Annotated in this window: 25 protein-coding genes and 1 riboswitch; of the genes, 13 read left to right on the plus strand and 12 right to left on the minus strand. The window is 71.0% G+C overall.

The features are described from left to right. Positions 1-69: 69 nt before the first annotated feature. Positions 70-1653: a methylmalonyl-CoA mutase gene (locus tag ACFRU2_RS14880; RefSeq protein ID WP_382971994.1), complete on the minus strand. Its 1584-nt coding sequence runs from the start codon at positions 1651-1653 to the stop codon at positions 70-72. Between the two features lie 167 nt (positions 1654-1820). Between ACFRU2_RS14880 and ACFRU2_RS14885 the strand changes: the two genes are divergently transcribed. Further along, positions 1821-2699 (plus strand): peptidoglycan-binding protein, encoded by an 879-nt coding sequence (locus tag ACFRU2_RS14885; RefSeq protein ID WP_382971996.1) that lies wholly within the window; start codon positions 1821-1823, stop codon positions 2697-2699. 246 nt (positions 2700-2945) lie between these two features. Here the strand turns inward: ACFRU2_RS14885 and ACFRU2_RS14890 are convergent, their stop codons facing one another. After that, complete coding sequence (locus ACFRU2_RS14890; RefSeq protein ID WP_382971998.1) at positions 2946-4001, minus strand: hypothetical protein; 1056 nt, start codon at positions 3999-4001, stop codon at positions 2946-2948. Further along, a complete protein-coding gene (locus ACFRU2_RS14895) occupies positions 4001-4786 on the minus strand; it encodes an RNA polymerase sigma factor (RefSeq protein WP_382972551.1) in 786 nt (261 codons plus the stop codon). Before ACFRU2_RS14895 ends, ACFRU2_RS14890 begins: the two co-directional genes overlap by 1 nt. Before the next feature lie 396 nt (positions 4787-5182). Between ACFRU2_RS14895 and ACFRU2_RS14900 the strand changes: the two genes are divergently transcribed. From ACFRU2_RS14900 to ACFRU2_RS14945, 10 genes are all read left to right on the plus strand, one after another. Beyond that, on the plus strand, positions 5183-5824 hold the full coding sequence (locus ACFRU2_RS14900; protein ID WP_382972000.1) for a 2-oxo-4-hydroxy-4-carboxy-5-ureidoimidazoline decarboxylase: 642 nt from the start codon (positions 5183-5185) through the stop codon (positions 5822-5824). A gap of 152 nt (positions 5825-5976) precedes the next feature. Beyond that, positions 5977-6357 carry a succinate dehydrogenase, cytochrome b556 subunit gene (sdhC, locus tag ACFRU2_RS14905; RefSeq protein WP_266880720.1) on the plus strand — a complete coding sequence of 127 codons (381 nt, stop codon included), beginning with the start codon at positions 5977-5979 and terminating at the stop codon, positions 6355-6357. A 5-nt stretch (positions 6358-6362) separates the two neighbouring features. Further along, positions 6363-6845 carry a succinate dehydrogenase hydrophobic membrane anchor subunit gene (locus tag ACFRU2_RS14910; RefSeq protein ID WP_254382517.1) on the plus strand — a complete coding sequence of 161 codons (483 nt, stop codon included), beginning with the start codon at positions 6363-6365 and terminating at the stop codon, positions 6843-6845. Positions 6846-6868: 23 nt separating this feature from the next. After that, complete coding sequence (gene sdhA / locus ACFRU2_RS14915; protein WP_266880719.1) at positions 6869-8623, plus strand: succinate dehydrogenase flavoprotein subunit; 1755 nt, start codon at positions 6869-6871, stop codon at positions 8621-8623. Continuing rightward, positions 8623-9390: a succinate dehydrogenase iron-sulfur subunit gene (locus tag ACFRU2_RS14920; protein ID WP_250744036.1), complete on the plus strand. Its 768-nt coding sequence runs from the start codon at positions 8623-8625 to the stop codon at positions 9388-9390. Before sdhA ends, ACFRU2_RS14920 begins: the two co-directional genes overlap by 1 nt. A 109-nt stretch (positions 9391-9499) precedes the next feature. Continuing rightward, complete coding sequence (locus ACFRU2_RS14925) at positions 9500-10033, plus strand: hypothetical protein (protein WP_382972003.1); 534 nt, start codon at positions 9500-9502, stop codon at positions 10031-10033. A gap of 58 nt (positions 10034-10091) precedes the next feature. Then, positions 10092-10865 (plus strand): alpha/beta fold hydrolase, encoded by a 774-nt coding sequence (locus ACFRU2_RS14930; RefSeq protein WP_382972005.1) that lies wholly within the window; start codon positions 10092-10094, stop codon positions 10863-10865. Between the two features lie 95 nt (positions 10866-10960). Next, positions 10961-11365: a hypothetical protein gene (locus ACFRU2_RS14935; protein WP_382972007.1), complete on the plus strand. Its 405-nt coding sequence runs from the start codon at positions 10961-10963 to the stop codon at positions 11363-11365. Then, on the plus strand, positions 11341-11790 hold the full coding sequence (locus ACFRU2_RS14940) for a thiol-disulfide oxidoreductase DCC family protein (protein WP_382972009.1): 450 nt from the start codon (positions 11341-11343) through the stop codon (positions 11788-11790). Before ACFRU2_RS14935 ends, ACFRU2_RS14940 begins: the two co-directional genes overlap by 25 nt. A 10-nt stretch (positions 11791-11800) precedes the next feature. Then, complete coding sequence (locus ACFRU2_RS14945) at positions 11801-12559, plus strand: TetR family transcriptional regulator (RefSeq protein WP_375956788.1); 759 nt, start codon at positions 11801-11803, stop codon at positions 12557-12559. 84 nt (positions 12560-12643) lie between these two features. Here ACFRU2_RS14945 and ACFRU2_RS14950 read toward each other — a convergent pair whose 3' ends face one another. The 3 genes from ACFRU2_RS14950 to ACFRU2_RS14960 form a co-directional block, all read right to left on the minus strand. Continuing rightward, positions 12644-14200 carry an ABC transporter substrate-binding protein gene (locus ACFRU2_RS14950; protein ID WP_382972553.1) on the minus strand — a complete coding sequence of 519 codons (1557 nt, stop codon included), beginning with the start codon at positions 14198-14200 and terminating at the stop codon, positions 12644-12646. Between the two features lie 133 nt (positions 14201-14333). Then, on the minus strand, positions 14334-15836 hold the full coding sequence (locus ACFRU2_RS14955; protein WP_382972012.1) for a metallophosphoesterase: 1503 nt from the start codon (positions 15834-15836) through the stop codon (positions 14334-14336). After that, positions 15833-16093, minus strand: a complete 261-nt coding sequence (locus tag ACFRU2_RS14960; protein ID WP_250744046.1) for an SCO4848 family membrane protein — start codon at positions 16091-16093, stop codon at positions 15833-15835. Before ACFRU2_RS14960 ends, ACFRU2_RS14955 begins: the two co-directional genes overlap by 4 nt. 121 nt (positions 16094-16214) lie before the next feature. On the opposite strand from ACFRU2_RS14960, the gene ACFRU2_RS14965 reads away from it, so the two are divergent. Continuing rightward, positions 16215-17465, plus strand: a complete 1251-nt coding sequence (locus tag ACFRU2_RS14965) for a D-alanyl-D-alanine carboxypeptidase family protein (RefSeq protein ID WP_250744047.1) — start codon at positions 16215-16217, stop codon at positions 17463-17465. Here the strand turns inward: ACFRU2_RS14965 and ACFRU2_RS14970 are convergent. From ACFRU2_RS14970 to glyA, 4 genes are all read right to left on the minus strand, one after another. Next, positions 17413-18357: a YihY/virulence factor BrkB family protein gene (locus ACFRU2_RS14970; RefSeq protein ID WP_382972014.1), complete on the minus strand. Its 945-nt coding sequence runs from the start codon at positions 18355-18357 to the stop codon at positions 17413-17415. The genes ACFRU2_RS14965 and ACFRU2_RS14970 overlap by 53 nt on opposite strands. Positions 18358-18502: 145 nt before the next feature. After that, complete coding sequence (locus tag ACFRU2_RS14975) at positions 18503-19126, minus strand: 2'-5' RNA ligase family protein (RefSeq protein WP_382972016.1); 624 nt, start codon at positions 19124-19126, stop codon at positions 18503-18505. A 128-nt stretch (positions 19127-19254) separates the two neighbouring features. After that, complete coding sequence (gene trpS, locus ACFRU2_RS14980) at positions 19255-20268, minus strand: tryptophan--tRNA ligase (protein WP_382972018.1); 1014 nt, start codon at positions 20266-20268, stop codon at positions 19255-19257. 571 nt (positions 20269-20839) lie between these two features. Then, entirely contained in the window at positions 20840-22120 is a 1281-nt protein-coding gene (glyA, locus tag ACFRU2_RS14985) for a serine hydroxymethyltransferase (RefSeq protein WP_382972020.1), read from the minus strand. Positions 22121-22155: 35 nt separating this feature from the next. Then, positions 22156-22246, minus strand: a riboswitch (ZMP/ZTP riboswitch). A gap of 109 nt (positions 22247-22355) precedes the next feature. Between glyA and rocD the strand changes: the two genes are divergently transcribed. Next, on the plus strand, positions 22356-23561 hold the full coding sequence (gene rocD / locus ACFRU2_RS14990) for an ornithine--oxo-acid transaminase (protein ID WP_382972022.1): 1206 nt from the start codon (positions 22356-22358) through the stop codon (positions 23559-23561). A 39-nt stretch (positions 23562-23600) separates the two neighbouring features. Here the strand turns inward: rocD and ACFRU2_RS14995 are convergent, their stop codons facing one another. Further along, entirely contained in the window at positions 23601-24788 is a 1188-nt protein-coding gene (locus ACFRU2_RS14995) for a glutathionylspermidine synthase family protein (protein ID WP_382972024.1), read from the minus strand. Positions 24789-24794: 6 nt separating this feature from the next. Continuing rightward, positions 24795-25130, minus strand: a complete 336-nt coding sequence (locus ACFRU2_RS15000) for a hypothetical protein (RefSeq protein ID WP_382972026.1) — start codon at positions 25128-25130, stop codon at positions 24795-24797. Positions 25131-25182 lie beyond the last annotated feature (52 nt).

Raw genomic sequence — 25182 nt, forward strand, 5'->3', positions numbered from 1 at the left:
GTGCAGGAGTGTCCCATAAGGACACACCTGTCGCGCCAGTGGATTCCGAGGATCGGGACCACATCGCAATCAGCCACCGTCACCAGCCGGAACGTACGTCCCCCACACCTCACGCAGCGCACCGCACACCTCCCCCACCGTGGCCCTGGCCCGCAGCGCCTCCCGCATCGGATAGAGCACGTTCTCCGTGCCCGCCGCCGCCTCCCGGAGCGCCGCCAGCGCCTCGTCCACGGCCGGCCCGTCGCGGCCCGCCCGCAGGGCGGCGAGGGACGCCCGCTGCCGGTCCTCGATCGCCGGATCCACGCGCAGCGGCTCGTACGGCTCCTCCTCGTCCAGCGCGAAGCGGTTGACCCCGACCACCACGCGCTCGCCGCTCTCGGTCTCCCGGGCGATGCGGTACGCGTTCCGCTCGATCTCCTCCTTCTGGAAGCCCGCCTCGATCGCGGCCACCGCCCCGCCCATCGCCTCGACCCGCGCCATCAGGTCGAGCGCCGCCGCCTCCACCTCGTCCGTCATCCGCTCCACCGCGTAGGACCCCGCGAAGGGGTCGACGGTGTGCGGCACGTCCGTCTCGTACGCCAGCACCTGCTGGGTCCGCAGCGCGAGGCGGGCCGACTTCTCGGTGGGCAGCGCGATCGCCTCGTCGAAGGAGTTGGTGTGCAGCGACTGGGTGCCGCCCAGCACGGCGGCCAGGCCCTGCACGGCGACCCGTACGAGATTGAGCTCGGGCTGCTGCGCCGTCAGCTGCACCCCGGCGGTCTGGGTGTGGAAGCGCAGCATCAGCGACTTCGGGTCCCGGGCCCCGAACTCCTCGCGCATGACGCGGGCCCAGATCCGCCGGGCCGCACGGAACTTCGCGACCTCCTCCAGGAGGGTGGTGCGGGCGACGAAGAAGAACGACAGCCGGGGCGCGAAGTCGTCGACCTCCATCCCGGCGGCCAGCGCGGTGCGCACGTAGGCGATCGCGTCGGCCAGCGTGAAGGCGATCTCCTGCGCGGGCGAGGCCCCCGCCTCGGCCATGTGGTAGCCGGAGATGGAGATGGTGTTCCACTTGGGGAGCTCGGCCCGGCAGTAGCGGAAGACGTCGGCCGTCAACCTCAGGGAGGGGCCGGGCGGGAAGATGTAGGTCCCCCGTGCGACGTACTCCTTCAGCACGTCGTTCTGGACCGTGCCGGTCAGCAGACCGGGATCGATCCCCTGCTCCTCGGCGACCAGTTGGTAGAGCAGGAGCAGCAGCGCGGCCGGTGCGTTGATCGTCATCGACGTGGACACCCGGTCGAGCGGGATCCCGTCGAACAGCACCCGCATGTCCTCGACCGAGTCGATCGCGACGCCCACCTTGCCGACCTCGCCGTGCGCGAGCGGGGCGTCGGAGTCGTGCCCCATCTGGGTGGGCAGGTCGAAGGCCACGGACAGCCCGGCGGCGCCGCCCGCGATGAGCTGCCGGTAGCGGGCGTTGGACTCGGCGGCGGTACCGAACCCGGCGTACTGGCGCATGGTCCAGGGCCGTCCGGTGTACATGGTCGGGTAGACGCCCCGGGTGTACGGGTACTCCCCCGGCTCCCCCAGTTCGGTCCCGGGGTCCCAGCCGGCGAGGTCCTCCGGGCGGTAGACGGGCGCGATCGGGACCCCGCTCTCGGTGTGCCGCTCCATGTGACGCGCTCCTTCGTGGCTACGAGGTGCCCGGGGCTGATAAAACGTCCCCGCGGCGGCCGCGCGGCGGCCGCTGGTCACAATGGCGCAACATCGCGGCCGTCCCTGCAACTGACCACGCCCACGTGGCATCACCTAGATACACACGTAGAAATCGGGGGACTGCAATGCACCGCCAGAAAGTCATAATCCGCGCACTGGGCCTGGCCACCGCCGTCGCGCTCGCCGCGACCGCCTGCGGACCGCAGAAGACGGATGCCACGGGCTCCGGTTCTTCCGCGCCCGCATCGCCCACGGCGGTCGCCTCTCCCGACGCCTCGCCGTCCACGGACGCCAAGCCGGGCGACGCCTCGCCGTCGGCTTCCCCGTCCACGTCGTCCTCGCCTTCCGCCTCCGCCTCGCCCTCGCCGACCGTGAAGCAGGTCATGGCGAACGGCGACGACAGCGAGCTGGTCCGCGAACTGCAGGCCCGGCTGCGCCAGCTCAAGCTGATGACGGTCGCTCCGACCGGTTTCTACGGATCGAAGACGACCGCCGCGGTCAAGTCCTTCCAGTCGAAGAACGGACTGGCCGCCACCGGCGGCGTGGACGAGGCCACCTGGAAGAAGATCCAGAACTCCACGAAGAAGCCGACCGCCGACGAGCTGCGCCCGCCGACCGTCAACGAGCCCGACGCTCCGGACCCGCGCTGCATGACGGGCCGCGTGATGTGCATCAGCAAGGAGAGCCGCACCCTCGCCTGGATGATCGACGGCAAGACCCAGTACACCCTGGACGTGCGCTTCGGTTCGGAGAACACCCCGACCCGCGAGGGCGAGTTCAAGGTGGAGTGGAAGGCGAAGGACTGGACGTCGACGATCTACCACACGCCGATGCCGTACTCGATGTTCTTCAGCCGGGGCCAGGCCGTGCACTACTCGGCGGACTTCGCCGCCCGCGGCTACGCCGGCGCTTCGCACGGCTGTGTGAACGTCCGGGACAAGGCCAAACTGGCGACGCTGTTCGACGCGGTGCAGGTGGGCGACAAGGTCGTCGTCTACTGGTGACGCACAGGCGGCCGGGCGGAGGGGGGAAAACCCGTCCGGGCGTCGGAGGTGGGAAGTTGAGGGCGCGGGCGGGATCGGGGGAACGAATCCCGCCCGCGCCAGTTGCGCAGAGCCCAGGGGTACGGGGGGAACCCCGGCTCATGCGCGGCCGATGACCAGTCGGCTCGTTATGTACTGCGCCACCGGTTCGAAAAGTGTTACAGGCGGGGCGTGAACCGTTTCAGGCCAGTGTCCGGTACCCGGTCCTCAGCGGCTCCGGCCCGAGTCCGGGGCCTTCCGCGAAGCCGTCCCGGCCGGGTCCAGCCCCAGCGAGCGCGACGGGGATCCCGGGACCGTGGGGGAACCCGGCACCTCTCCGCTCGATCCCCCGCCGGTGGCCACGTCGAGCACTCCCTGGCAGTAGCGCGGGACCCGCATCAGCCCCTTGGCCAGGCGCACGAGCTTCTCCCGGCGGGCTTCGTCGATCCGCCCCGACCGGTAGTCCTTGCACAGCTCCACCGCTCCGGTGCGGCTCCCCTTGTCCCGGTCCGAACCGTCGGGCGGGTCCGTCTTCATGCCGTCGACGCCGCCCGGCCGGGACCGGTCCCGGCCGTCCTTGCCTCCGGTCGGGCCGCTCGCGGGCGCTTCCGTGCCGGTACCGGCGGTCGTCCCGGCGGCGTCGCCGGGTCCCGTCGTCGTACGTCCCCCCGTGCTCGGGGTGGTTCCCGGACTCGCACTGCCGCTCTGGCCCTCGCCGTCGTGCGGCGCGGTGGTGAGGGGCGGCGCGAGGGGTGCCGCGAAGCGGCCGTGCACCGAGGCAGTCGAGGAGGGTCCGGCCGTCACCGAGGCGGCCGGCAGCCCACCGGCGGCGTCCCGGGAGTCCCGGTCCAGCAGTCCGGTGCCCGCGGCGGCCGCCAGACCGCCCACGGCGACGCTTGCCACCGCGGCGGCGAGGACGAAGCGGACCGGCCGCCCGCGCCGGCGTCCCGGTGCGGCCGGGCCGGCGGGAGCACCGAGCTCGACCACCGTGTCCGCGGAGCCGAACAGCGCGGCGTCCGGAGCCCTCGTCTGCAGTTCCGCCCGGAGCACGGAGCCGCGCGCGCGGAACGCGGCCACCGCGGCGGCCTCTCCTCGCAGTTCCCCGGGCAGCCCGTCGGCGTCGGCGCCGGGCGGGGGCGGCGTCTCGACGAGTGCGTCGAGGGCGGCGCGCAGCCGCTCGGCCCGGGCGTGGACGTAGTGCTCGGCGCCAGGTGCGGCCGGTTCTCCGCGCAGCAGTCTGTCCGCCGCGGCTTTGTCCAGCCACCTGTCGCGCTCGTCGGCCATCACATGTCCTTCTGCGTCCGCCAACGTGAATCCGTCACACCGGTTTGTTCTACGAGGCCCGCGGCGCGGGCGCGCTGCGCCGGTACGGCGTCGAGGTCCCGCCCGCCCCCGGCGCCCCGTGCGCTCCTCCCGTCATTATCGCCGAGGCGGCGCCCCCGCCCGGCGCCGACGGCCGAGCCGATGCCGGAGCCGATGCCCGCGTCGGGGTCGGCCTCGGGGTCGAAGGCCCCGTCGACGGCCTCGTCGAGCAGCTCGGCCAGCTTCTTCAGGCCCCGGTGCGCGGCGGTGCGCACCGCGCCGGGGCGCTTGCCCAGGGTCTCGGCCGCGCTCTTGGCGTCCAGCCCGACGACCACCCGCAGGACGACGGCCTCGGCCTGGTCCTGCGGGAGCTGGGCTATGAGTTCCATCGTGCGGCAGGTGGAGAGGGACTCCATGGCCTCGCCGGCGGTGTCGGACTCGGCGGCGTGGCCCGTCAGCTCGGTCTCGTCCCCGCCGACGGCGGGCCTGCGCCCGCGCATGCGGATGTGGTCGAGGGCCCGGTTGCGGGCGATGCGGGCGGCCCAGCCGCGGAAGCGGTCGGCGTCGCCGGTGAAGGAGTCGAGGTCGCGGGCGATCTGCAGCCAGGCCTCGGAGGTGACGTCCTCGGCGTCGCCGTCCCCGACGAGCGTGCGGACGTATCCGAGCAGGCGCGGGTGCACGGCGCGGTACACAGAACGGAACGCGATCTCGTCGCCGTCTTGTGCCGCGAGCACCGCGGTGGTCAGCTCCGCGTCGTCCCCCAGCAAAATCCCCAACCCGTTCACAGTCCCGTTTGTGTGGCGCAAATCAGCACGTTACGGCTTTCAAGCACCTTCGTCCACGAGTTGTACAACGCGCAACCATCCCTGCGCGGAGCGAGGTGTGACACAAAACGCACCGAAGACGCTGACAGGGGTGCGGGCTTGTCGCACGAGTCCGCGACGGATGGCGGCCGGGGCCTCTCCTGTGGGGGGTGGCGGCCTCGGTCGCCCTCCCCCTTTCCCGGTGTCCTCCGCCGTCCTCACGGCCATGATGCCCCGGCCCCCCGAGGGGTCCCCGAGCGGCCCCGCACCTGGTCCGACACGCGCTCCCGTCATCCTTTCGGCTCACTTCCGGGTGAAAACCCGGAATGGGTACGACACACCCGGCTCCGCGTCGATAGCGTGGCGGGACACCCGCGCCACGCCACGAGGAGCCCCCCGCTGTCCAGCCACCTTCCGGCACAGGCCCGCGGAGGCTCCGACCCTTCCCACGGCTCCCCCTCCCTCCACGACGCCGACCCCTTTCACGACACCGGGCTCGCGCGGTTCAACGCCCTGTCCCCCGAGGCAGCCCATTCCGCCCTGCTGCACTGCTGCGGCAGCCGGCGCTGGGCCCACCGGGTGGCCGCCCACCGCCCTTACCCCGACTTCGGCGCGCTACTCGCCGCCGCGGACGAGGCCTCGTACGACCTCTCCCAGCCGGACCTCTCCGAGGCACTGGCCTGCGAGTTCCCGCCGGAGCTGGAGCACGGGGCCGCGTACGCCGCGGTCCTCGCGCTCGACGCGGCGCACGGGGAGTACGAGCGGTCCTTCGGCCACGCCTTCGTGATCTGCCTCGACGGGACCACCCCGGCGGAGCAGGCGGACCAGCTGCTGGCCGCGATCCGGCGGCGGATGGAGCTGGACGTGGACGAAGAGCGCGCGATCTCCGCGGACGAGCTCCGTCGCGTCGCGCAGGTCCGGCTCGCCGACCTGACACACTGGCTGACCTCGGCGGATGGGGTATCTGCTGCCGAATTCGGGCTATTCGCCCCTGTGGGATAGTCCGTCCGTGCCTGTTTGATCACACCGATGGCCCCCGCGCGAGGGAACCGACAAAGCGTCGCTACGATGTCCGGGGCCGGAGGACCGTACCCGGCCGGGCCCGACCGACAAAGAAGCCGGCTGGCCCCCGCCCCGCTTCCGGAGGGTTTTCCGTGCCGGCTGGAACGTTGTACCGCGGCCGGGAAGGAATGTGGTCCTGGGTGGCTCATCGAGTCACCGGCGTCCTCATCTTCTTCTTCCTGTTCGTACACGTCCTCGACACCGCTCTCGTCCGCGTCTCACCTGAGGCGTACGACGATGTCGTGGCTACCTACAAGACTCCGATCGTCGCGCTGCTGGAGTACGGCCTCGTCGCCGCAATCCTGTTCCACGCGCTCAACGGTCTCCGTGTCATCGCCGTGGACTTCTGGTCCAAGGGCCCCCGCTACCAGAAGCAGATGCTCTGGACCGTGGTGGGCATCTGGGTCGTGCTGATGGTCGGGGCCCTGTACCCCGTCCTCGGACACGCGTACCTCGAACTGTTCGGGAAGTGACACGCATGTCTTCTGACACTTCTTCCGCCCAGGCCATCGGCGACGTGGAGGGCGTTTCCCTCTACGACGTCGACAACCCGGCGCCGTACATCGAAGCCCCGCGCAAGCGCACCAGCAAGACGCCGCGCTCGACCCGCGGCAACTTCGAGATGGTCGCGTGGCTCTTCATGCGCCTCTCGGGCATCGTGCTCGTCGTCCTGGTCCTCGGCCACCTGCTGATCCAGCTCGTGCTGGACGGCGGGGTCTCCAAGATCGGCTTCGCCTTCGTGGCCGGCCGCTGGGCCTCCCCGTTCTGGCAGGGCTGGGACCTGCTGATGCTGTGGCTCGCGATGCTGCACGGCGCGAACGGTCTGCGTACCGTCATCAACGACTACGCGGAGCGCGCCAACACGCGTCTGTGGCTCAAGGGCCTGCTCTACACCGCCACGGTGTTCACCATTCTTCTGGGCACGCTGGTGATCTTCACCTTCGACCCGAACATCCGCTAGGCAACGGGGCTGAGGCGAAACCAATGAAGATCCACAAGTACGACACCGTCATCGTCGGGGCGGGCGGCGCAGGCATGCGCGCCGCCATCGAGTCGACGAAGCGCAGCCGCACCGCCGTGCTGACCAAGCTCTACCCCACCCGCTCCCACACGGGCGCGGCGCAGGGCGGCATGGCCGCCGCGCTCGCCAACGTGGAGGACGACAACTGGGAGTGGCACACCTTCGACACGGTCAAGGGCGGTGACTACCTGGTCGACCAGGACGCCGCCGAGATCCTGGCGAAGGAGGCCATCGACGCGGTCCTCGACCTCGAGAAGATGGGCCTGCCGTTCAACCGCACCCCGGACGGCACCATCGACCAGCGCCGCTTCGGCGGGCACTCCCGCAACCACGGCGAGGCGCCGGTCCGCCGGTCCTGCTACGCCGCGGACCGCACCGGCCACATGATCCTCCAGACGCTCTACCAGAACTGCGTCAAGGAGGGCGTGGAGTTCTTCAACGAGTTCTACGTCCTGGACCAGCTCCTGGTCGAGGAGGACGGCGTCAAGAAGTCGGCCGGCGTGGTCGCGTACGAGCTCGCCACCGGCGAGATCCACGTGTTCCAGGCGAAGTCCGTCATCTACGCCTCGGGCGGCACCGGCAAGTTCTTCAAGGTGACCTCCAACGCGCACACCCTCACGGGTGACGGCCAGGCGGCCTGCTACCGCCGCGGCCTGCCGCTGGAGGACATGGAGTTCTTCCAGTTCCACCCGACGGGCATCTGGCGCATGGGCATCCTGCTGACGGAGGGCGCCCGCGGTGAGGGCGGCATCCTCCGCAACAAGGACGGCGAGCGCTTCATGGAGAAGTACGCGCCGGTCATGAAGGACCTCGCGTCCCGTGACGTCGTCTCGCGCTCCATCTACACCGAGATCCGTGAGGGCCGCGGCTGCGGTCCCGCCGGTGACCACGTGTACCTGGACCTGACGCACCTGCCGCCGGAGCAGCTCGACGCGAAGCTCCCGGACATCACCGAGTTCGCGCGCACCTACCTGGGCATCGAGCCGTACACGGACCCGATCCCGATCCAGCCCACCGCGCACTACGCCATGGGCGGCATCCCGACGAACGTCGAGGGTGAGGTCCTCATGGACAACACCACCGTCGTCCCGGGCCTGTACGCGGCCGGCGAGGTCGCGTGCGTGTCGGTGCACGGCGCGAACCGCCTGGGCACCAACTCGCTGCTGGACATCAACGTCTTCGGCAAGCGCTCGGGCATCGCGGCCGCCGCGTACGCCCACGCCCACGACTACGTCGAGCTGCCCGAGAACCCGGCGCAGCAGGTCATCGACCAGGTCGAGCGGCTGCGCAACTCCACGGGCAACGAGCGGGTCGCGGACCTGCGCCTGGAGCTCCAGGAGACGATGGACGCCTGCGTGATGGTGTTCCGCACCGAGCAGACGATCAAGACCGCGGTCGAGAAGATCGCGGAGCTGCGCGAGCGCTACCTGAACGTGTCCGTCCAGGACAAGGGCAAGCGCTTCAACACGGACCTGCTGGAAGCCATCGAGCTGGGCAACCTGCTCGACCTGGCCGAGGTCATGGCCGTGTCCGCGCTGGCGCGCAAGGAGTCCCGCGGCGGTCACTACCGCGAGGACTACCCGAACCGCGACGACGTCAACTTCATGCGCCACACCATGGCGTACCGCGAGGTCGGCGACGACGGCAAGGACTCCGTCCGCCTGGACTACAAGCCGGTCGTCGTCACCCGCTACCAGCCGATGGAGCGTAAGTACTGATGGCCACCCCGACCCTGAGCAAGACGGACCAGATGGAGGCGGCGGCCGCCGCCTCGCCGTTCATCACGGTCACGTTCCGGATCCGCCGGTTCAACCCGGAGATCTCGGACGAGTCGACCTGGCAGGACTTCCAGATCGAGATCGACCCGAAGGAGCGCGTGCTCGACGGTCTCCACAAGATCAAGTGGGACCTCGACGGCACGCTCACCTTCCGTCGCTCGTGCGCGCACGGCATCTGCGGCTCCGACGCGATGCGGATCAACGGCAAGAACAGGCTCGCCTGCAAGACGCTGATCAAGGACATCAACCCGGAGAAGCCGATCACGGTCGAGGCCATCAAGGGCCTCACGGTGATGAAGGACCTCGTCGTCGACATGGAGCCCTTCTTCCAGGCGTACCGGGACGTCATGCCGTTCCTGGTCACCAAGGGCAACGAGCCGACGCGCGAGCGCCTGCAGTCCGCCGAGGACCGCGAGCGCTTCGACGACACCACCAAGTGCATCCTGTGCGCCGCGTGCACGTCCTCGTGCCCGGTGTTCTGGAACGACGGCCAGTACTTCGGCCCGGCGGCGATCGTCAACGCGCACCGCTTCATCTTCGACTCGCGCGACGAGGCGGGTGAGCAGCGCCTCGAGATCCTGAACGACAAGGACGGCGTGTGGCGTTGCCGCACGACCTTCAACTGCACCGACGCGTGCCCGCGCGGCATCGAGGTCACGAAGGCGATCCAGGAAGTGAAGCGCGCCCTCATCACGCGCCGCTTCTAGTTCTTGACGTACGAGGGCCCCGTCCCCGGTGTTCGCACCGGGGGCGGGGCCCTCTGCGTACCGGCAATCGCCCTACTGGCCCGCCGAAGCCTGTGGAATCATCGGGCACATGAGTGAGCAGCAGCCGAACCCTTACGCGAGCGACCCGGGCCAAGGCGACGAATACAAGTGGGGTCCCGGGACTCCGAGTTACGGCTACCCGCAGCCCTACCCCCAGCCCCCGGCCTACCAGCCCACCATCGGCGGAGCGGGCATTCCGGCCCAGATGCCGCCGACGGCGGGCGCGCCCATGGGGTACCCGGCCGCCGGACTCTCCCTGGGCGACATCACCATCGCCGGCGACCAGATCATCACCCCGTCGGGCGCCATGCCCCTCAGGGGCGCGGTCTGGAACGCCACGGACTTCTCCCGGACGGAGGAGAAGATCCCGGCGCACGCGATCGTGCTGGCCATCATCTTCTTCATCTTCTGCCTGCTCGGCCTGCTCTTCCTCCTGATGAAGGAGCGCCGCACCACGGGCTACATCCAGATCACGGTCAACAGCGCCGGCCGCCACCACTCCACGATGATCCCCGCGGTCGACCCGGGCACCTACATGTGGGTCATGAGCCAGCTCAACCAGGCGCGCGCGCTGAGCATGTGAGTCCGGCCGGGCGGCAATCCGGTGGCGGGGAGGGGCCCGGTCTGACGAAGATCACCGGATGACTCTTTCTCATGATGTGGACGGTCCCGCCGACGCCCCGGCCGTCGTTCTGCTGCATTCCTCCGTGTGCGACCGGCGGATGTGGGAGCCGCAGTGGCAGCCGCTGCTCGCCGCCGGGTTCCGGGTGGTCCGGCCGGACTTCCGGACCTGTGGCGGCTCCCCCGCCGCCGAAGCCCCGTACAGCGACCACGAGGACGTACGGGAGCTGCTGGACCACCTCGGCATCCGGCGGGCCGCCTTCGTCGGGTCCTCCTACGGCGGGCGGGTCGCGCTGACGCTGGCCGCACTGCACCCCGACCGCGTGGGCGCGCTGGCGCTGCTGTGCCCGGGCCGGCCCGGGCACGTACCGGGCGCGGAGCTGCGGGAGTTCGGGGCCGCCGAGGACGCCCTGCTCGACGCCGGGGACCTGGTGGGCGCGGCCGAGTTCAACGCCCGGTACTGGCTCGGCCCGGAGGCCGGCCCCGACACCCACCGCTTCGTACGGGACATGCAGCTGGCCAACTTCCGGTCGGAGCCGTCCCCCACCGGGGACCACGAGCTCCCCGAGCCCGCCGTCGACCTGGCCGCCGTCACCGCGCCCGTGCTGGCCGTCGGTGGCGCCCACGACGTCGCGGACTTCCGCCGGATCCCCGCCGAGCTGCCCTCCCTCGTCCGCGGCGCCGCACATCTCGAACTCCCCTGGGCCGGCCACCTCCCCTCGCTCGAACGCCCGGAGGAGATCACCCGGTTGCTGCTGCCCTTCCTCCTCGAAACGGTCCTCCCGGAACACTGACCGAGGCGGGCGCGGGCATTCGCTTGAACCTGTTCAAAAATGGGTCTACAGTCAGTGCTGTCAGCAGTTGAACACGTTCAAGGGGGCTGAGGGCAATGGACCTCACCGTGGTCGCGTACGTCATCTACCTGCTCATCAGCATCGGACTCACCGTCTGGGTGGCCCGCACGCTCAGCCGCAACGGCCGCGTCTTCATCGGCGACGTCCTCCAGGGGAACGAGAAGCTCGCCGACGCCGTCAACCAGCTCCTGGTGGTCGGCTTCTACCTCGTCAACATCGGCTTCGTGACCCTGTACCTGCGGTCGGCCGACGAGATCATCGCCGCCCGCGGACTCTTCGAGGCACTGTCGGTCAAGCTCGGAGTCGTGCTCCTGGTCCTCGGCGTCATGCACCTCGGCAACGTCTGGGTGCTGAACAAGATGCGCCGCCGGGGCATCATGGAGCGTCAGCAGACCCCGCCGGTCGGCCCCCAGGGGTGGACCATGCCCGCCGGGGCCTGATCACCGTGGCCAGGACCGCGATCCGGCACCTGACGGTGCTCTACGACGCGAACTGCCCGCTCTGCGTGCACATCCGGCACTGGCTGCTCGGCCAGCGCTGGCTGGTACCGCTGCGGCTCATCCCCGCCGCCTCCTTCGAGGCACGGCGGCTGTACCCGCGGCTCGACCACGCCTCCACGCTGAAGGAGATCACCGTCATCGGCGACTCCGGACAGGTGTGGACCGGCACGGACGCCTTCATCGTCTGTCTGTGGGCGCTGGCCGAGCACCGGCCGAAGGCGAACTGGCTGGCCACTCCGGCCGGCCGGCCCTTCGCCAGGGCGGCCATGTACACCGCCTCCACCTGGCGCGAGGCGGTACGGGACGGCTCCTCGGCGAACGACGGGGAACCGGCCTGTGACGACCAGTGTTCCGCGCCCCGATAGGCTCGGGGCCGTGACTGATCAGAAGGCTCCCAAGAGCGAGCAGACCCGCACGCTCATCCTCGAAACCGCGCTCCGCCTCTTCCAGGAGCGCGGCTTCGACAAGACGACGATGCGCGGTATCGCCAAGGAGGCCGGAGTATCGGTCGGCAACGCCTACTACTACTTCGAGTCCAAGGAACACTTGGTCCAGGGGTTCTACGACCGGATCGGCGCCGCCCACCTGGCGGCGGTCCGGCCGATCCTGGACCACGAGACCGATCTGCAGAAGCGGCTCGCGGGCGTCCTGACCAGCTGGCTGGACATCGCGGCGCCGTACCACGAGTTCGCCTCGCAGTTCTTCAAGAACGCCGCGGACCCGGAGAGCCCGCTCAGCCCGTTCTCCCCGGAGTCGGAGGCGGCCCGCAAGACGGCGATCGACATGCACCGCGAGGTGCTGGCGGGGGCCAAGACCAAGGTGCCCGACGAACTGGCCGACGTACTGCCGGAGCTGATGTGGCTCTCGCAGATGGGCCTGGTCCTCTACTGGGTCTTCGACCGCTCCCCGGACAGCGAGAAGACCCGCAAGCTCGCACAGCGCGGCGCGCAGCTCACGACCCGGGGCATCATCCTGGCCCGGTTCCGCGTGCTGCGGCCGCTGGTGCGGGAAGTGCACGAGCTGTTCACGGACTTCCTGCCGGGCATGGCCCAGACGGCCGTGTCCCGTCCGGGCCGCAAGCGGGCCTCCGACCCGGACGCGGGCCCGGAAGAGGGCCCGGAGGTGGGTCCGTAGGGGTCCGTGGGGGTCCGCAGGGGTCCGTAGGAGGACCCGGCCGTGGGCCCGGCGCGGGCCCTCGGGAGGGCCCGGCTGCGGGTCCTACAGCCAGCTGAGCTCCCACAGCCGCCACACGCCGGTGCCGTCCGAGAGGTACTGGGCGCCCGCGACGGCCTCGCGCGACATCACGTAGTCCTTCTTCTGCCAGATCGGCAGCATCGGGACCTGCTGCGCGACCAGCTTCTGCAGGTCGCGGAAGTCGTTGGCGGCGGCGCCGCGGTCCGAGAAGGACTGGGTGCGGGTGATGAGGTCGTCGACGGCCTTGTCGGAGTAGCCGCTGTTCATGGAGTTGTCGGCTCCGACGAGCGGGGCGAGGAAGTTGTCCGCGTCCGGGAAGTCGGCGATCCAGCCGATGGTGTAGGCGTCGAACTTGCCCGCCGCGTAGGCCTTCTGGAAGTCGCTCCACTTCTCGACCGGCTCGATGGTCAGCTGGAAGAGGCCGGTGGACTCCAGCTGCGCCTTCAGCTCCTCGGCCTCCGCGACGCTCGCGCCGCGCACGTTGACCCCGAGGGTGATCGCGACCGGGGTGGTGACTCCGGCGTCCTTGAGCAGCTTCTTCGCGGTGAGCCCGTTCGGCGAGGGCCAGGCGTCGAAGAACGGCGTGCTGTGGGCGGCGATGCCCGCCGGGACGAGCGAGTAGAGCGGGGTGACGGTGCCCTTGTAGACCTCGGTCGCGACCTTGGCCCGGTCCACGACCGCGGCGACGGCCTGGCGGACGGCGGGCTGGGCCACCGGGGAGCCGGGGCGGAGGTTGAAGACCATGCTGCGGATCTCCGTACCGCCCGAGGCCTGGTAGCGGGTGTCCTCCAGGCCCGGGTTCAGGTCCGCCAGGACCGCCGGGGGCATGTCGCGGTGGGCGACCTCGATCCCGTGGCCGGTCCAGGCCTGCTCCAGCTGCGCGGAGTCCTTGAAGTACTTCACGGTGACCGGGCTCTTGGAGACCTTGCCCTGGCCCTTGTACGAGGTGTTGGGCTTGAGCTCGGCGCTCGCGCCGGCCGTGTAACCGTCGAGGGTGAAGGGGCCGGAGCCGTCGACCTCGTCCCCCTCGCGCAGGGCCTTGGCCGGGTACTTGTCCTTGTCCACGATCGAGGCGGCGCCCGTCGCGATCTTGAACGGGAAGGTGGCGTCCCCGGCGGAGAGGCTGAAGGTGACGGTGCGGCCCTCGGCCTTGACCGACTCCAGGGTGTTGAACAGCGGCGCCGGTCCCTGGTCGGAGTTGATCGCCTTGATCCGGTCGAAGGAGAACTTGACGTCCTCGGCGGTGATCGCGCGGCCGGAGGAGAACTTCACGTCGGGGCGCAGCTCGCACTGGTACGTGGTGAGCTTGTCGCCGACGAAGTTGCAGGCGGAGGCCGCGTCGGGCACCGGGGTGTCGGCACCGGGCTTGATGGTCAGCAGCGACTGGTAGACGTTGCTGAACAGGGCCCAGGAGCCCGCGTCGTACGCCCCTGCGGGGTCGAGGGAGGAGACCACGTCGCTCGTGCCGACGCGGATCGGCTCCCCGCCGCCGGCGGCCTGCGGCAGCAGCTGCCAGGTGGCGACGCCGGCCACGCCGAGGACCAGCCCGGCCGCGATGACTTTCGAGCGGACAGACCGCAACATCCTTGACTCCACCCCACGTGGACGCGCACCGCAGCGAGCGACCAGTTATCCGATTATCGGTCACATCCCATCACGGAATTTCAGCCTCGGGAAGGCCGATTTGCGGCGTGGCGTTGAAGGTTCGGGTGGTTCAGGCCTGATATGAGGCGAGTTCGACGACTGTGATGTCCGACGGCGCGCCGACCCGGACCGGCGGCCCCCAGGCGCCCGCGCCGCGCGAGACGTACAGCTGGGTGTCGCCGTAGCGCTCCAGCCCGGCGACGGTGGGGTTGGCGAGCTCGGCGACGTACTCGCCGGGCCAGAGCTGCCCTCCGTGGGTGTGGCCGGAGAGCTGGAGGTCCGCCCCGTACCGGACGGCGTCGTCGATGACCACCGGCTGGTGGGCGAGGAGCACGGCGGTGCGGGCGCGGTCCCGGTCGCCCAGGGCCGCCTGGAAGTCCGGGCCGTGGCCCTCGCTCTCGCCCGCGATGTCGTTGACCCCGGCGAGGTCGAAGTACGGGAGCTCGCGGCGGGCGTTCTCCAGCGGGGTGAGGCCGAGCTCGCGGACGTGGTCGACCCACTGCTGGGCCCCGGAGAAGTACTCGTGGTTGCCGGTGACGAAGTACGAGCCGTGGCGCGAGCGGAGGCCGCGGAGCGGCTCGGCGGCGGGGCCGAGGTCGTGGACGCTGCCGTCGACGAGGTCGCCGACGACGGCGATGAGGTCGGGCTGCGTGCGGTTGATCGTGTCGACGATGCGGGTGGTGTGGGCGCGGCCCAGGATCGGGCCGAGGTGGATGTCGCTGACGACGGCGATGCGGAAGCCGTGGGCCGCGCGGGGGAGCTTCGCCAGGGGGACCTGGACCCGCTTCACGCGGGGGCCGCGGAGGACTCCGTACGTGCCGTATCCGACGGTGCCGGCTGCTGCGGCGGCGGCCGTGCCGGCCACGATCCGCGCGAAGCGCCTGCGGCTCAGGCTGGACGGGGTGGGGGTGGCCTCCGCCGGGGTGGGCTGCGCGGAGTCGGCCGCCGCCGGGCCGACCGCCGTGGCGTGCTGCCCGGCGGGGGCCGCGAGTCCGGCGGTGGCCGTGGGCTCGGCGGTGGCCGTGGGCTCGGCGGTGGCTGCGAGCGTGGCCTGCGGCGCAGTTCCCCTCCCCGCCCCTTCCCGAAACTGGGGCTCCGCCCCAGACCCCGAAGTGGCCGCGGCCGCATGGCGGGGCTGCGCCCCGGCCCCCGTGGGGTCCGCGCCTGCGGCGGCGGGGATGTCCTGGGGCTGCGCCCCGGGCACCGGCGCGTCGTCACCCGCGGGGACGCGCGGGTCTGCCGGCTCGGTGGCTGCGTTCGACCGGCGGAGCCACACCGCGCGGACGGGCTCGGCCACCAGCATGGCCAGGGAGAGGTACATGAGGACGGCCAGCCACATGTAGCCCGGCCAGGCGACCGTGCGCTCCAGCCAGAAGGGGGCTCCCGCGCGGCCCCCGACGAGGGCGGCCACGGACAGGAGCGGGAGCGCGAAGGCCAGGACGGTGCCCGTGCGGCGGATCGCGCCGCCGGGGGCGGTGGTGTCGCGGACCAGGCGGATCCAGAGCCAGCGGTGCACCAGCACCAGGAGGGCCAGGACCAGCAGGGCCACGGCCGCGACGAGGACGATCGTCATGCGCCCGCCTCCGTACGTGATTCACGCCGCAGAGCCCGCACCCCGCGCAACCCGATCACTCCGACGGCCGTCCCCAGGAGAAAGGACGCCACCGCCAGGAGAAGGTGGACCCAGAAGTACGCGGTCGGGTCCCCCGCGGCGTCGAAGGCCAGACCGCTGCCGTCCTTCCACAGGTTCCGGACGAAAGACACCCAGATGAACCAGCTCCACACCCCGAAGGCGAGCAGGAACCAGGAAGCGGCGCGGCTGAGTCTCATGAACTCAGTATCGGTTTCGTCCCCAGGACGGACGCGCCGGGGTGGGCTGTCCCGGCGGTGGTTGCGGCGGGTTGGCCGATCCATGACGCTAAGCACAGCATCGGGATGTACTTTCACCTGCGTGTCTGCCAAGAAGACCGCGTTGACGGTCCTTTCCGCCGCACTTCCCGCCCTGCTGGTCCCGGCACTGCTGGCTCCGGCCGCCTTCGCCGCGCCCACGCCGACGCCGCCGGCGGACGGGAAGGGGCAGCCCCCCAAGGCGCCCGCGCCACCCGCCTCGATGTCCACGGTCGGCGGCGCGTCCCTCGGGCAGCCCGGTACGCAGGTCAACCTGCTGCCCGGCGCGCCCGCGCTGCCGGCGAACCTGACGGGGCGTTCGTGGATCGTGGCCGACGCCGAGACCGGCGAGGTCCTCGCCGCGCACAACGCGCACTGGCGGCTCCCCCCGGCCTCGACGATGAAGATGCTCTTCGCCGACACCGTGCTGCCGGGTCTGCCCAAGGACCAGGTCCACAAGGTGACCGACCAGGAACTGGACGGGGTCGGTTCCGGCTCCAGCCTCGTGGGCATCAAGGAGGACGCCGAATACAGCGTCCACGACCTGTGGCTCGGGGTGTTCCTGCGCTCCGGGAACGACGCCGTGCACGTACTTTCGGCCATGAACGGCGGCGTCGAGAAGACCGTCAAGGACATGCAGGCGCACGCCGAGGAGCTCCAGGCCCTGGACACGCACGTGGTGTCCCCCGACGGCTACGACGCTCCGGGCCAGGTCTCCAGCGCCTACGACCTCACCCTCATCGCCCGTTCCGGTCTGCAGAAGCAGGACTTCCGGGAGTACTGCGGCACGGCCAGCGCGAAGTTCCCCGGCCGGCAGGAGCCGGGCAAGCCGCGCGAGACCTTCGAGATCCAGAACACCAACCGGCTGATGACCGGGGCCGGCGGCCTCTCCCCCTACAAGGGGATCGCCGGGGTGAAGAACGGCAACACCACGATGGCCGGCTCCACCTTCACCGGCGCCGCCCAGCGCGGCGACAAGAAGCTGCTGGTCACGGTGATGAACCCGGGCACCGGGGGCGCGAACTCCGTGTACGAGGAGACCGCCGACCTGCTCGACTGGGGGTTCGCGGCGAGCGGGAAGGTCAAGCCGGTGGGCGAGCTGGTACCGCCGAAGAGCGCGGACACCACCTCCCACGGCTCCCCGGCCCAGTCCCACGAGAACAACCCGTCGGCGTCCGGTGCGGGCTCCGGCGGCGGGATCGGTACGGCCTTCGGCGTGGCGGGCGGGGTACTGGCCGTGGTGGCCGGCGGGGCCTACGCGGTCAACCGGCGCTGGCCGCGGGGGCGCGGCCGCCGGGCTCGCGGCCAGGTGTAGCGGCCGGGGCCGGCTCCGGGTCCTCCACGCCGTCCCCGTCGGCATCGTCGCGGCTCGCGGTCCAGGCCGCGCAGAAGAGCAGCAGCTTCGCCGTGAGGTTGATCCAGATCAGCAGCGCGATCGGCACGCCGAAGGCCCCGTACATGCTCTTCGTGGCGACCTCCCGCATGTAGCCGCTGAGCAGCAGCTTCAGCAGCTCGAAGCCGGCCGCGCCGAGGAGGGCCGCCTCGATCAGGCGGCGGCGGGGCGGTTCGACGCCCGGGAGCAGGGTCAGGACGTAGAGCAGGAGCAGGAAGGCGGCCAGCACCCCGACGAGGAAGGCCCCGCCCCGCAGCAGGCCGCCGCCCGCGCCGTCGCGCGGGACGTGCAGCCAGTCCCCGGCCTTGCCGACCGCGCTGGAGCCGAAGATCGAGGCGGCGGCCGAGGCCAGGCCGACGCCGCCGAGGCCGATGAGGACGAGCGCGTCCTTGCCCTTGCGGACGAAGGGGTTCCCCTGGTCCTCGTCGTCCTTCTCCCACACCGCACGCAGGCAGTCCCGCATCGAGCCGACCCAGCCGATGCCGGTGAAGAGCAGGACGGCCGCGGCGATCAGGCCGACCGTGCTGGCGTTCGCGACGAGGGCGTTGATGTCGAGCTGCTCGGAGATGCCGGGGACCTGCTCGGCGAGGTTCTTCTGGAGCTTGTCGAGCTGGTCCTGGGTGAGCAGTCCGGCGCCGATCGCGGCGGCCACGGTGATCAGCGGGAAGAGGGCCAGGAAGCTGATGAAGGTGATGGCGGCGGCGAGCCGGCTCCAGTGCACGCGGTCGAGCCGCTGGTACGAACGCCACAGGTGGGTCCGCATCAGGGCGGACACCAGGGGCCCGATCAGCGGGAGTTTCGTCAGCCAGTCCATACGGTCACCGTAAATGAGCTGTCGTAAATAGCCGGGATTGCCGCTTTTGGGGACTACGGTCGTCGATTGTGACTTTTCGCCCGACGGCTCGGCCGTTCCATGCCCTGGTCCTGCGAAGGATCGGTTTCCGGTTCCGGTTCCTGCGTCAGGAACGGCGTACGGTCGCCTCGCCCGCGGCAGCCGCCGCACTGTTGTCCGTCGCCGAGCCGAGCTGCGCCGGCACACCGCTCGCTCCACCGCTTGCCCCGTTGCCGAACGGGTATTCCCGCAGCTTGCGCCAGACCCCGTCCGAGCCCTGCTCGTAGAGGGCGAACCCGGAGCAGACCCACTCCGCCGCGTAGTCGGCGAGGGTGCCGAACGCCAGGTCCATCGCCTCCTCGGAGATCCCGTGGGCGACCGTGACGTGCGGGTGGTACGGGAACGAGAGCTCCCGGCTGAGCGGCCCGTCCGGGTCGCGGACCTGGCCCTGGAGCCGGGTGCAGCCGGTGCCGCCCTCGACGACCTTGACGAAGACCACCGGGGAGAGCGGCCGGAAGGTCCCGGTCCCCTCCAGCCGCATCACGAAGGGGCGGCCGGCGGCCGCGACCTCGGCCAGGTGGGCGCGGATCTCGGCGAGCCGGTCCGCGGCCACCTCCGTCGGCGGTACGAGGGTGACGTGCGTGGGAATGCCGTGCGCGGCAGCGTCCCCGAAGCCGGCTCGCAGCTCCTGAAGGCTGCTGCCGTACGGCTCCGGGACCGCGATCGAAACGCCGAGCGTTACGGTCCCCACGTAGCTCTCCTCCGCCTGTAGTCCTGTGCGTGGTCTGTGCGCCGCGTGTGCGTCGCACGAGTGCTGCCGCCCCAGTGTGGCGGCAGCACCCCCCAGATCGCCAGGGCCCTCTTTCTCTTGCGTGCCCGTCAGTGCTTCGCGGGCAGGAAACCGAGGTGGTCGTAGGCCTGCGCCAGGGTCTCGGCGGCGACCGCCCTGGCCTTCTCCGCGCCCTTGGCCAGCAGGGAATCCAGGGTTTCCGGGTCGTCCAGGTACGCCTGGGTGCGCTGCTTGAAGGGTGTGACGAAATCGACCATCACGCCGGCGAGGTCGGTCTTGAGCGCACCGTAGCCCTTGCCCTCGTACGCGGCCTCCAGGGCGGGGATCGACTCCCCCGTGAGAGTGGAGTAGATCGTGAGCAGGTTGCTGACGCCGGGCTTGTTCTCGGCGTCGAACCGGACCACGGCCTCGGTGTCGGTGACCGCGCTCTTGATCTTCTTCTCGGTGGCCTTGGGCTCGTCGAGGAGGTTGATCAGGCCCTTGGGGGAAGACGCCGACTTCGACATCTTGATCGCCGGGTCCTGGAGGTCGTAGATCTTCGCGACCTCCTTGACGATGTGCGCGGCGGGGAGGGTGAAGGTCTGCCCGAAGCGCTGGTTGAAGCGCTCGGCCAGGTCCCGGGTCAGCTCGATGTGCTGACGCTGGTCCTCGCCGACGGGGACGGAGTTCGCCTGGTAGAGCAGGATGTCGGCGACCTGGAGGATCGGGTACGTGAACAGGCCGACGGTGGCGTTGTTGGCGCCGCTCTTCGCGGACTTGTCCTTGAACTGGGTCATCCGGCTGGCCTCGCCGAAACCGGTGATGCAGTTCATGACCCAGCCGAGCTGCGCGTGCTCGGGCACGTGGCTCTGGATGAAGAGCGTGCAGCGCTCGGGGTCGAGACCGGCGGCGAGGAGCTGTGCGGCGGACAGCCGGGTATTGGCGCGCAGATCCTTCGGATCCTGCGGCATGGTGATCGCGTGCAGGTCGACGACCATGTAGAAGGCGTCGTGCGTCTCCTGGAGGGCGACGTACTGCCGGATGGCTCCGAGGTAGTTCCCGAGGTGGAACGAACCGGAGGTGGGCTGGATGCCGGAGAGCGCGCGAGGACGATCAGAAGCCATGGCTCCATTCTCTCAGGTGTGACACCGGGCTCGGCCCCGCCACTGGCCGGAACCCGGCGGGTCCCCCGGGCCCTGCCCGCCCCCCGCCCGGGTACCCGGCGGTAGCGCCCCGTCCGGATCTTGCCTCGGCCGAGCGACCGCTTTTAGCCGAGGTCAGGGCGTGTGCCGCTGCGCGAGCCTCCGTGGGCGCCGCCCACCCCCGCGCCTCAAACGCCGGCGGGGCTGGATGTGCCCGACGCGGGCGTGCCGGCGCGGAGCCGTTCCCGGGGGCCAGCCCCCGGACCCCCGCTCCTCAAACGCCGGAGGGGCTGGATTTCCGCCGGAGGGGCGGGATGTGCCCGGCGGGACCGGATCTGCCCGACCGGGGCTGGATTGCCCCGAGGGCAATTCCAGCCCCGCCGGCGTTTGAGGCGCGGGGTCTGGGGCGGAGCCCCAGGAGGGGTCCGGGCGCAGCCCGGGGATGCACCCAGCCCCGCCGGCGTTTGAGGCGCGGGTCCGGGCAGCGCCCGGGGAACGGTGGAAGGGCGGGTAGGGGACAGCCCCGCAGGGACCAGACCCCACCCGGGACGGGTCAGGCCAGCGGGAGGCCCGGGGCCGGGAAGGCGGCCATGAGGGCGGCGACCTCGGCGCGGATCGCACCGAGGGCGGCCTCGTCACCCTTGGCGGCGGCGGAGACGGCCCCCTCGATCCAGCCGGCGACCACCGGCATGTGCTCGACCCCAAGCCCCCGCGAGGTCAGCGACGGCGTACCGATCCGGATCCCCGACGGGTCGAACGGCTTGCGCGGGTCGAACGGCACCGTGTTGTAGTTCACGACGATCCCGGCCCGGTCCAGCGCCTTCGCCGCGATCTTGCCGGACACCGACTTCCCCGTCAGGTCGATCAGGATCAGGTGGTTGTCCGTACCGCCCGAGACCAGGTCGAAGCCCCGCTCCAGCAGAGCCGCCGCCAGCGCCTTCGCATTGGCCACGACCGCGTGCGCGTACGACACGAACGAGGGCTGCGCCGCCTCGTGGAGCGCCACCGCGATACCGGCCGTGGTCTGGTTGTGCGGGCCGCCCTGGAGGCCCGGGAAGACCGCCTTGTCGATGGCCTTCGCGTGCTCCTCGCGGCACATCAGCATCGCCCCGCGCGGACCGCGCAGGGTCTTGTGGGTGGTCGTCGAGATCACGTCCACGTGACCCGCCGGGGACGGGTGGGCCCCGCCCGCGATCAGGCCGGCGATGTGCGCCACGTCGGCGACGAGCACCGAGCCCGCCTCCTTCGCGATCGACGCGAACGCCTCGAAGTCGATCGTGCGCGGGAGCGCCGTACCGCCGCAGAAGATCAGCTTGGGCCGCTCCGCCAGCGCGAGGTCCCGTACGGCGTCGTAGTCGATGAGACCGGTGTCGGCCTGGACCCCGTACTGCACGCCCCGGAACCAGGAGCCCGTCGCCGAGACCCCCCACCCGTGCGTCAGGTGCCCGCCCATCGGCAGGGCCATGCCCATCACCGTGTCGCCGGGCTTCGCGAAGGCCAGGTACACGGCCAGGTTCGCCGGGGAGCCGGAGTACGGCTGCACGTTGGCGTGGTCGACTCCGAAGAGGCCCTTCGCCCGCTCCACGGCCAGCGCCTCGATGCGGTCGATGTTCTGCTGGCCCTCGTAGTACCGGCGGCCCGGGTAGCCCTCGCTGTACTTGTTCTGCAGCACCGTGCCGGAGGCCTCCAGCACGGCCGAGGAGACGTAGTTCTCGCTCGGGATGAGGCGGAGGGTCTCCGCCTGGAGGGTTTCCTCGGCGGCGACGAAGGACGCCAGCTCGGGGTCGGTCGCGAGCAGGGCGGGGTGACGGTACGGGGGGTGGTTCGCGCTCATGGCGGTTCCTCCGGGGTCGATGTCGGATCTCGTCCCCGCGAGGCCCAGGCGAGCGGCCCTGTATGCGGTCGTGCGCGCACGGCTCCCCCGGAGTTGGTTCTCCGTGCGCCAGTCGCCGTGCGTGTCCGACACCTTAGCGGGCGCGCCGCAAGAAAGGTTTCTCCGTCCGTCATTCGAGCGAGGATGGAGGGTGACGCCACCCTCGTCACCGGCTTGACGGACGATCGGAGACCCCGTGTCGACAACTGCTGATGCCATCCGCTCCGCCGACGCGCACAGCGCGCACAACTACCACCCCCTGCCCGTCGTCGTCGCCACGGCGGAGGGCGCGTGGATGACCGACGTGGAGGGCCGCCGCTACCTCGACATGCTCGCGGGGTACTCCGCCCTGAACTTCGGCCACGGCAACCGCCGCCTGCTCGACGCCGCCCGCGCCCAGCTGGAGCGGGTCACCCTGACCTCCCGCGCCTTCCACCACGACCGCTTCGCGGACTTCTGTACCGAGCTCTCGGCGCTGTGCGGCAAGGAAGCCGTCCTGCCCATGAACACCGGCGCGGAGGCCGTGGAGACGGCGGTGAAGACCGCCCGCAAGTGGGGGTACGAAGTCAAGGGCGTACCGGACGGCCACGCCAAGATCGTGGTGGCGGCCGACAACTTCCACGGCCGCACGACGACCATCGTGTCGTTCTCCACCGACCACGACGCCCGCGACCACTTCGGCCCGTACACCCCCGGCTTCGAGATCGTCCCGTACGGGGACCTCACCGCGCTCGCCCACGCCGTCACCTCCAACACCGTCGCCGTGCTGCTGGAGCCGATCCAGGGCGAGGCCGGCGTGCTCGTGCCGCCCGCCGGATACCTGCAGGGCGTACGGGAACTGACGCGCGCGCGGAACGTCCTGTTCATGGCCGACGAGATCCAGTCGGGCCTGGGCCGCACCGGCAAGACCTTCGCGTGCGAGCACGAGGGGGTCGTACCCGACGTGTACATCCTCGGCAAGGCGCTGGGCGGCGGGGTCGTGCCCGTGTCGGCGGTGGTGGCCGACCTCGACGTGCTCGGCGTGTTCAAGCCGGGCGAGCACGGCTCCACCTTCGGCGGCAACCCGCTGGCCTGCGCCGTCGCCCTGGAGGTCATCGCGATGCTGCGCACCGGCGAGTACCAGCAGCGTGCCACCGAGCTCGGCGACCACCTGCACCGGGAGCTGAACCTGATGGTCGGCGGCGGCGCCGTGACCGCCGTACGGGGCCGCGGGCTGTGGGCGGGCGTCGACATCGACCCGGCGCGCGGCACCGGCCGGGAGATCTCCGAGAAGCTGATGGGGCTCGGAGTCCTGGTCAAGGACACCCACGGGTCGACGATCCGGATCGCGCCGCCGCTGGTGATCTCCAAGGAGGACCTGGACTGGGGGCTGGACCAGCTCAGGTCGGTCCTCGGCGCATAGCCGGGAGGGGGTGCCGCCCGGCTGGAGGATGCTGTGCCGTCAGAGAATGACGTGGGGCAGGAAGCGGGCGTACTCGTCCGTGACCGGCCCCGCCGATTCGCGGATGCCCAGGCCCGCCGCCTCGTCCTCGACCACCCACGCGCCGAGCACCACCCGGTTGCCGTCGAAGTCGGGCAGCGGGGCGAGGCCCTGGAAGACGTACGTCTCGTCCTGCTCCGGTGCGAACGGCTCGCCGCCCACCGGGTGCAGGGTGACGCCCGCGCCCTCGCGGCCCAGCAGCGGCTTCGCCGCGTAGCCGGTGGTCGTGGCGAGTTCGCGCGGGCCGTCCAGGTAGGCGGGCAGCAGGTTCGGGTGCTCCGGGAAGAGCTCCCACAGGACCGCCAGCAGCGCCTTGTTGGAGAGCAGCATCTTCCACAGGGGCTCGATCCAGGCGGTGGTGCCGGAGCCGCCGCCGTGGTCGTACGTGCCGAGGACCTGCGGGGCGAACTCGTCGGTGGCCAGCCACTCCCACGGGTAGAGCTTGAAGATCGCGCGGATGAAGCCGAGCTTCTCGTCCACGAACCGGCCGGACAGGGAGTCCCAGCCGATCCGCTCCACCGACAGCTCCCGCGTGTCGATGCCGGCCTGCTCGGCGGTCTCCTGGAGGTAGGCGACCGTCATCAGGTCCTCGCCGAGCTCGTCGGTCTCGGAGTGCGCGAAGTGCACCGGGCCGGCCGGCAGCAGCTCCGCCTGACGGCGCCAGGCGTCGACGAGCCGCTCGTGGAGGGAATTCCACTGGTCGGCGCCGGGGAAGCGCTCCTCCATCCAGAACCACTGCGGGCTGGCCGCCTCCACGAGGGAGGTGGGGGTGTCGGCGTTGTACTCCAGCATCTTGGCGGGGCCGGTGCCGTCGTAGCGCAGGTCGAAGCGGCCGTAGAGCGAGGGCTGTTCGGCGCGGCGCCGCCAGGACTCGGCGATCAGCGCGGCGAGCTTCGGGTCGGTGATGCCGAGGTCGGCGAAGCGGTCGTGGTCGACGATGTGCTGGGCCGCGGCCAGGCACATGGCGTGCAGCTCCTCGACGACGTTCTCCAGCGCCTCGACCTCGGGGAGCGTGAAGGAGTAGTACGCGCTCTCGTCCCAGTAGGGACGCAGGGAGTCGTCGGGGTAGCGGGTGAGGGGGTAGATCAGCCCCTGCTCCTCGACGGTCTTCTGCCAGTCGGGGCGGGGCTCGATGGTGTGGCGCTTCACCCTGGATCAGCCGCCCGAGGAGCTCTTGTGGCTGCCGCCGATGCCGCCGCGGGTGACGGCGGACTTGTCGAAGCTGCCGCCGCTGACCTTGTTCTTCGCGACGCTGCCGCCGTAGTAGTACGCGCCGCGGCCGCCGCTCTTGCACTCCTTGGAGTTCAGCTTCTCCAGCGTGGCGCGGTCCGCGCAGCGCTTGTCGGGCTCGTTGCTGCTGCCACAGGCCACCAGGGCCGCGGCGAGCAGGCCCATGCCGCCGAGGGCGACCGTGCCGGAGCGCATGCGGCGCACGGTGCGCGCGGTGTCGCTGCTGCTACCGCTACTACTGCTGCTACTGCTGCTGTCCATGGACTGTTCGCTCCCCCTGGGGTGGCCGGCTGCGCACAGACTAGAACGGCCG

This window comes from Streptomyces sp. NPDC056883 (genome assembly GCF_042788835.1).
Lineage (GTDB): Bacteria > Actinomycetota > Actinomycetes > Streptomycetales > Streptomycetaceae > Streptomyces > Streptomyces stoeckheimensis.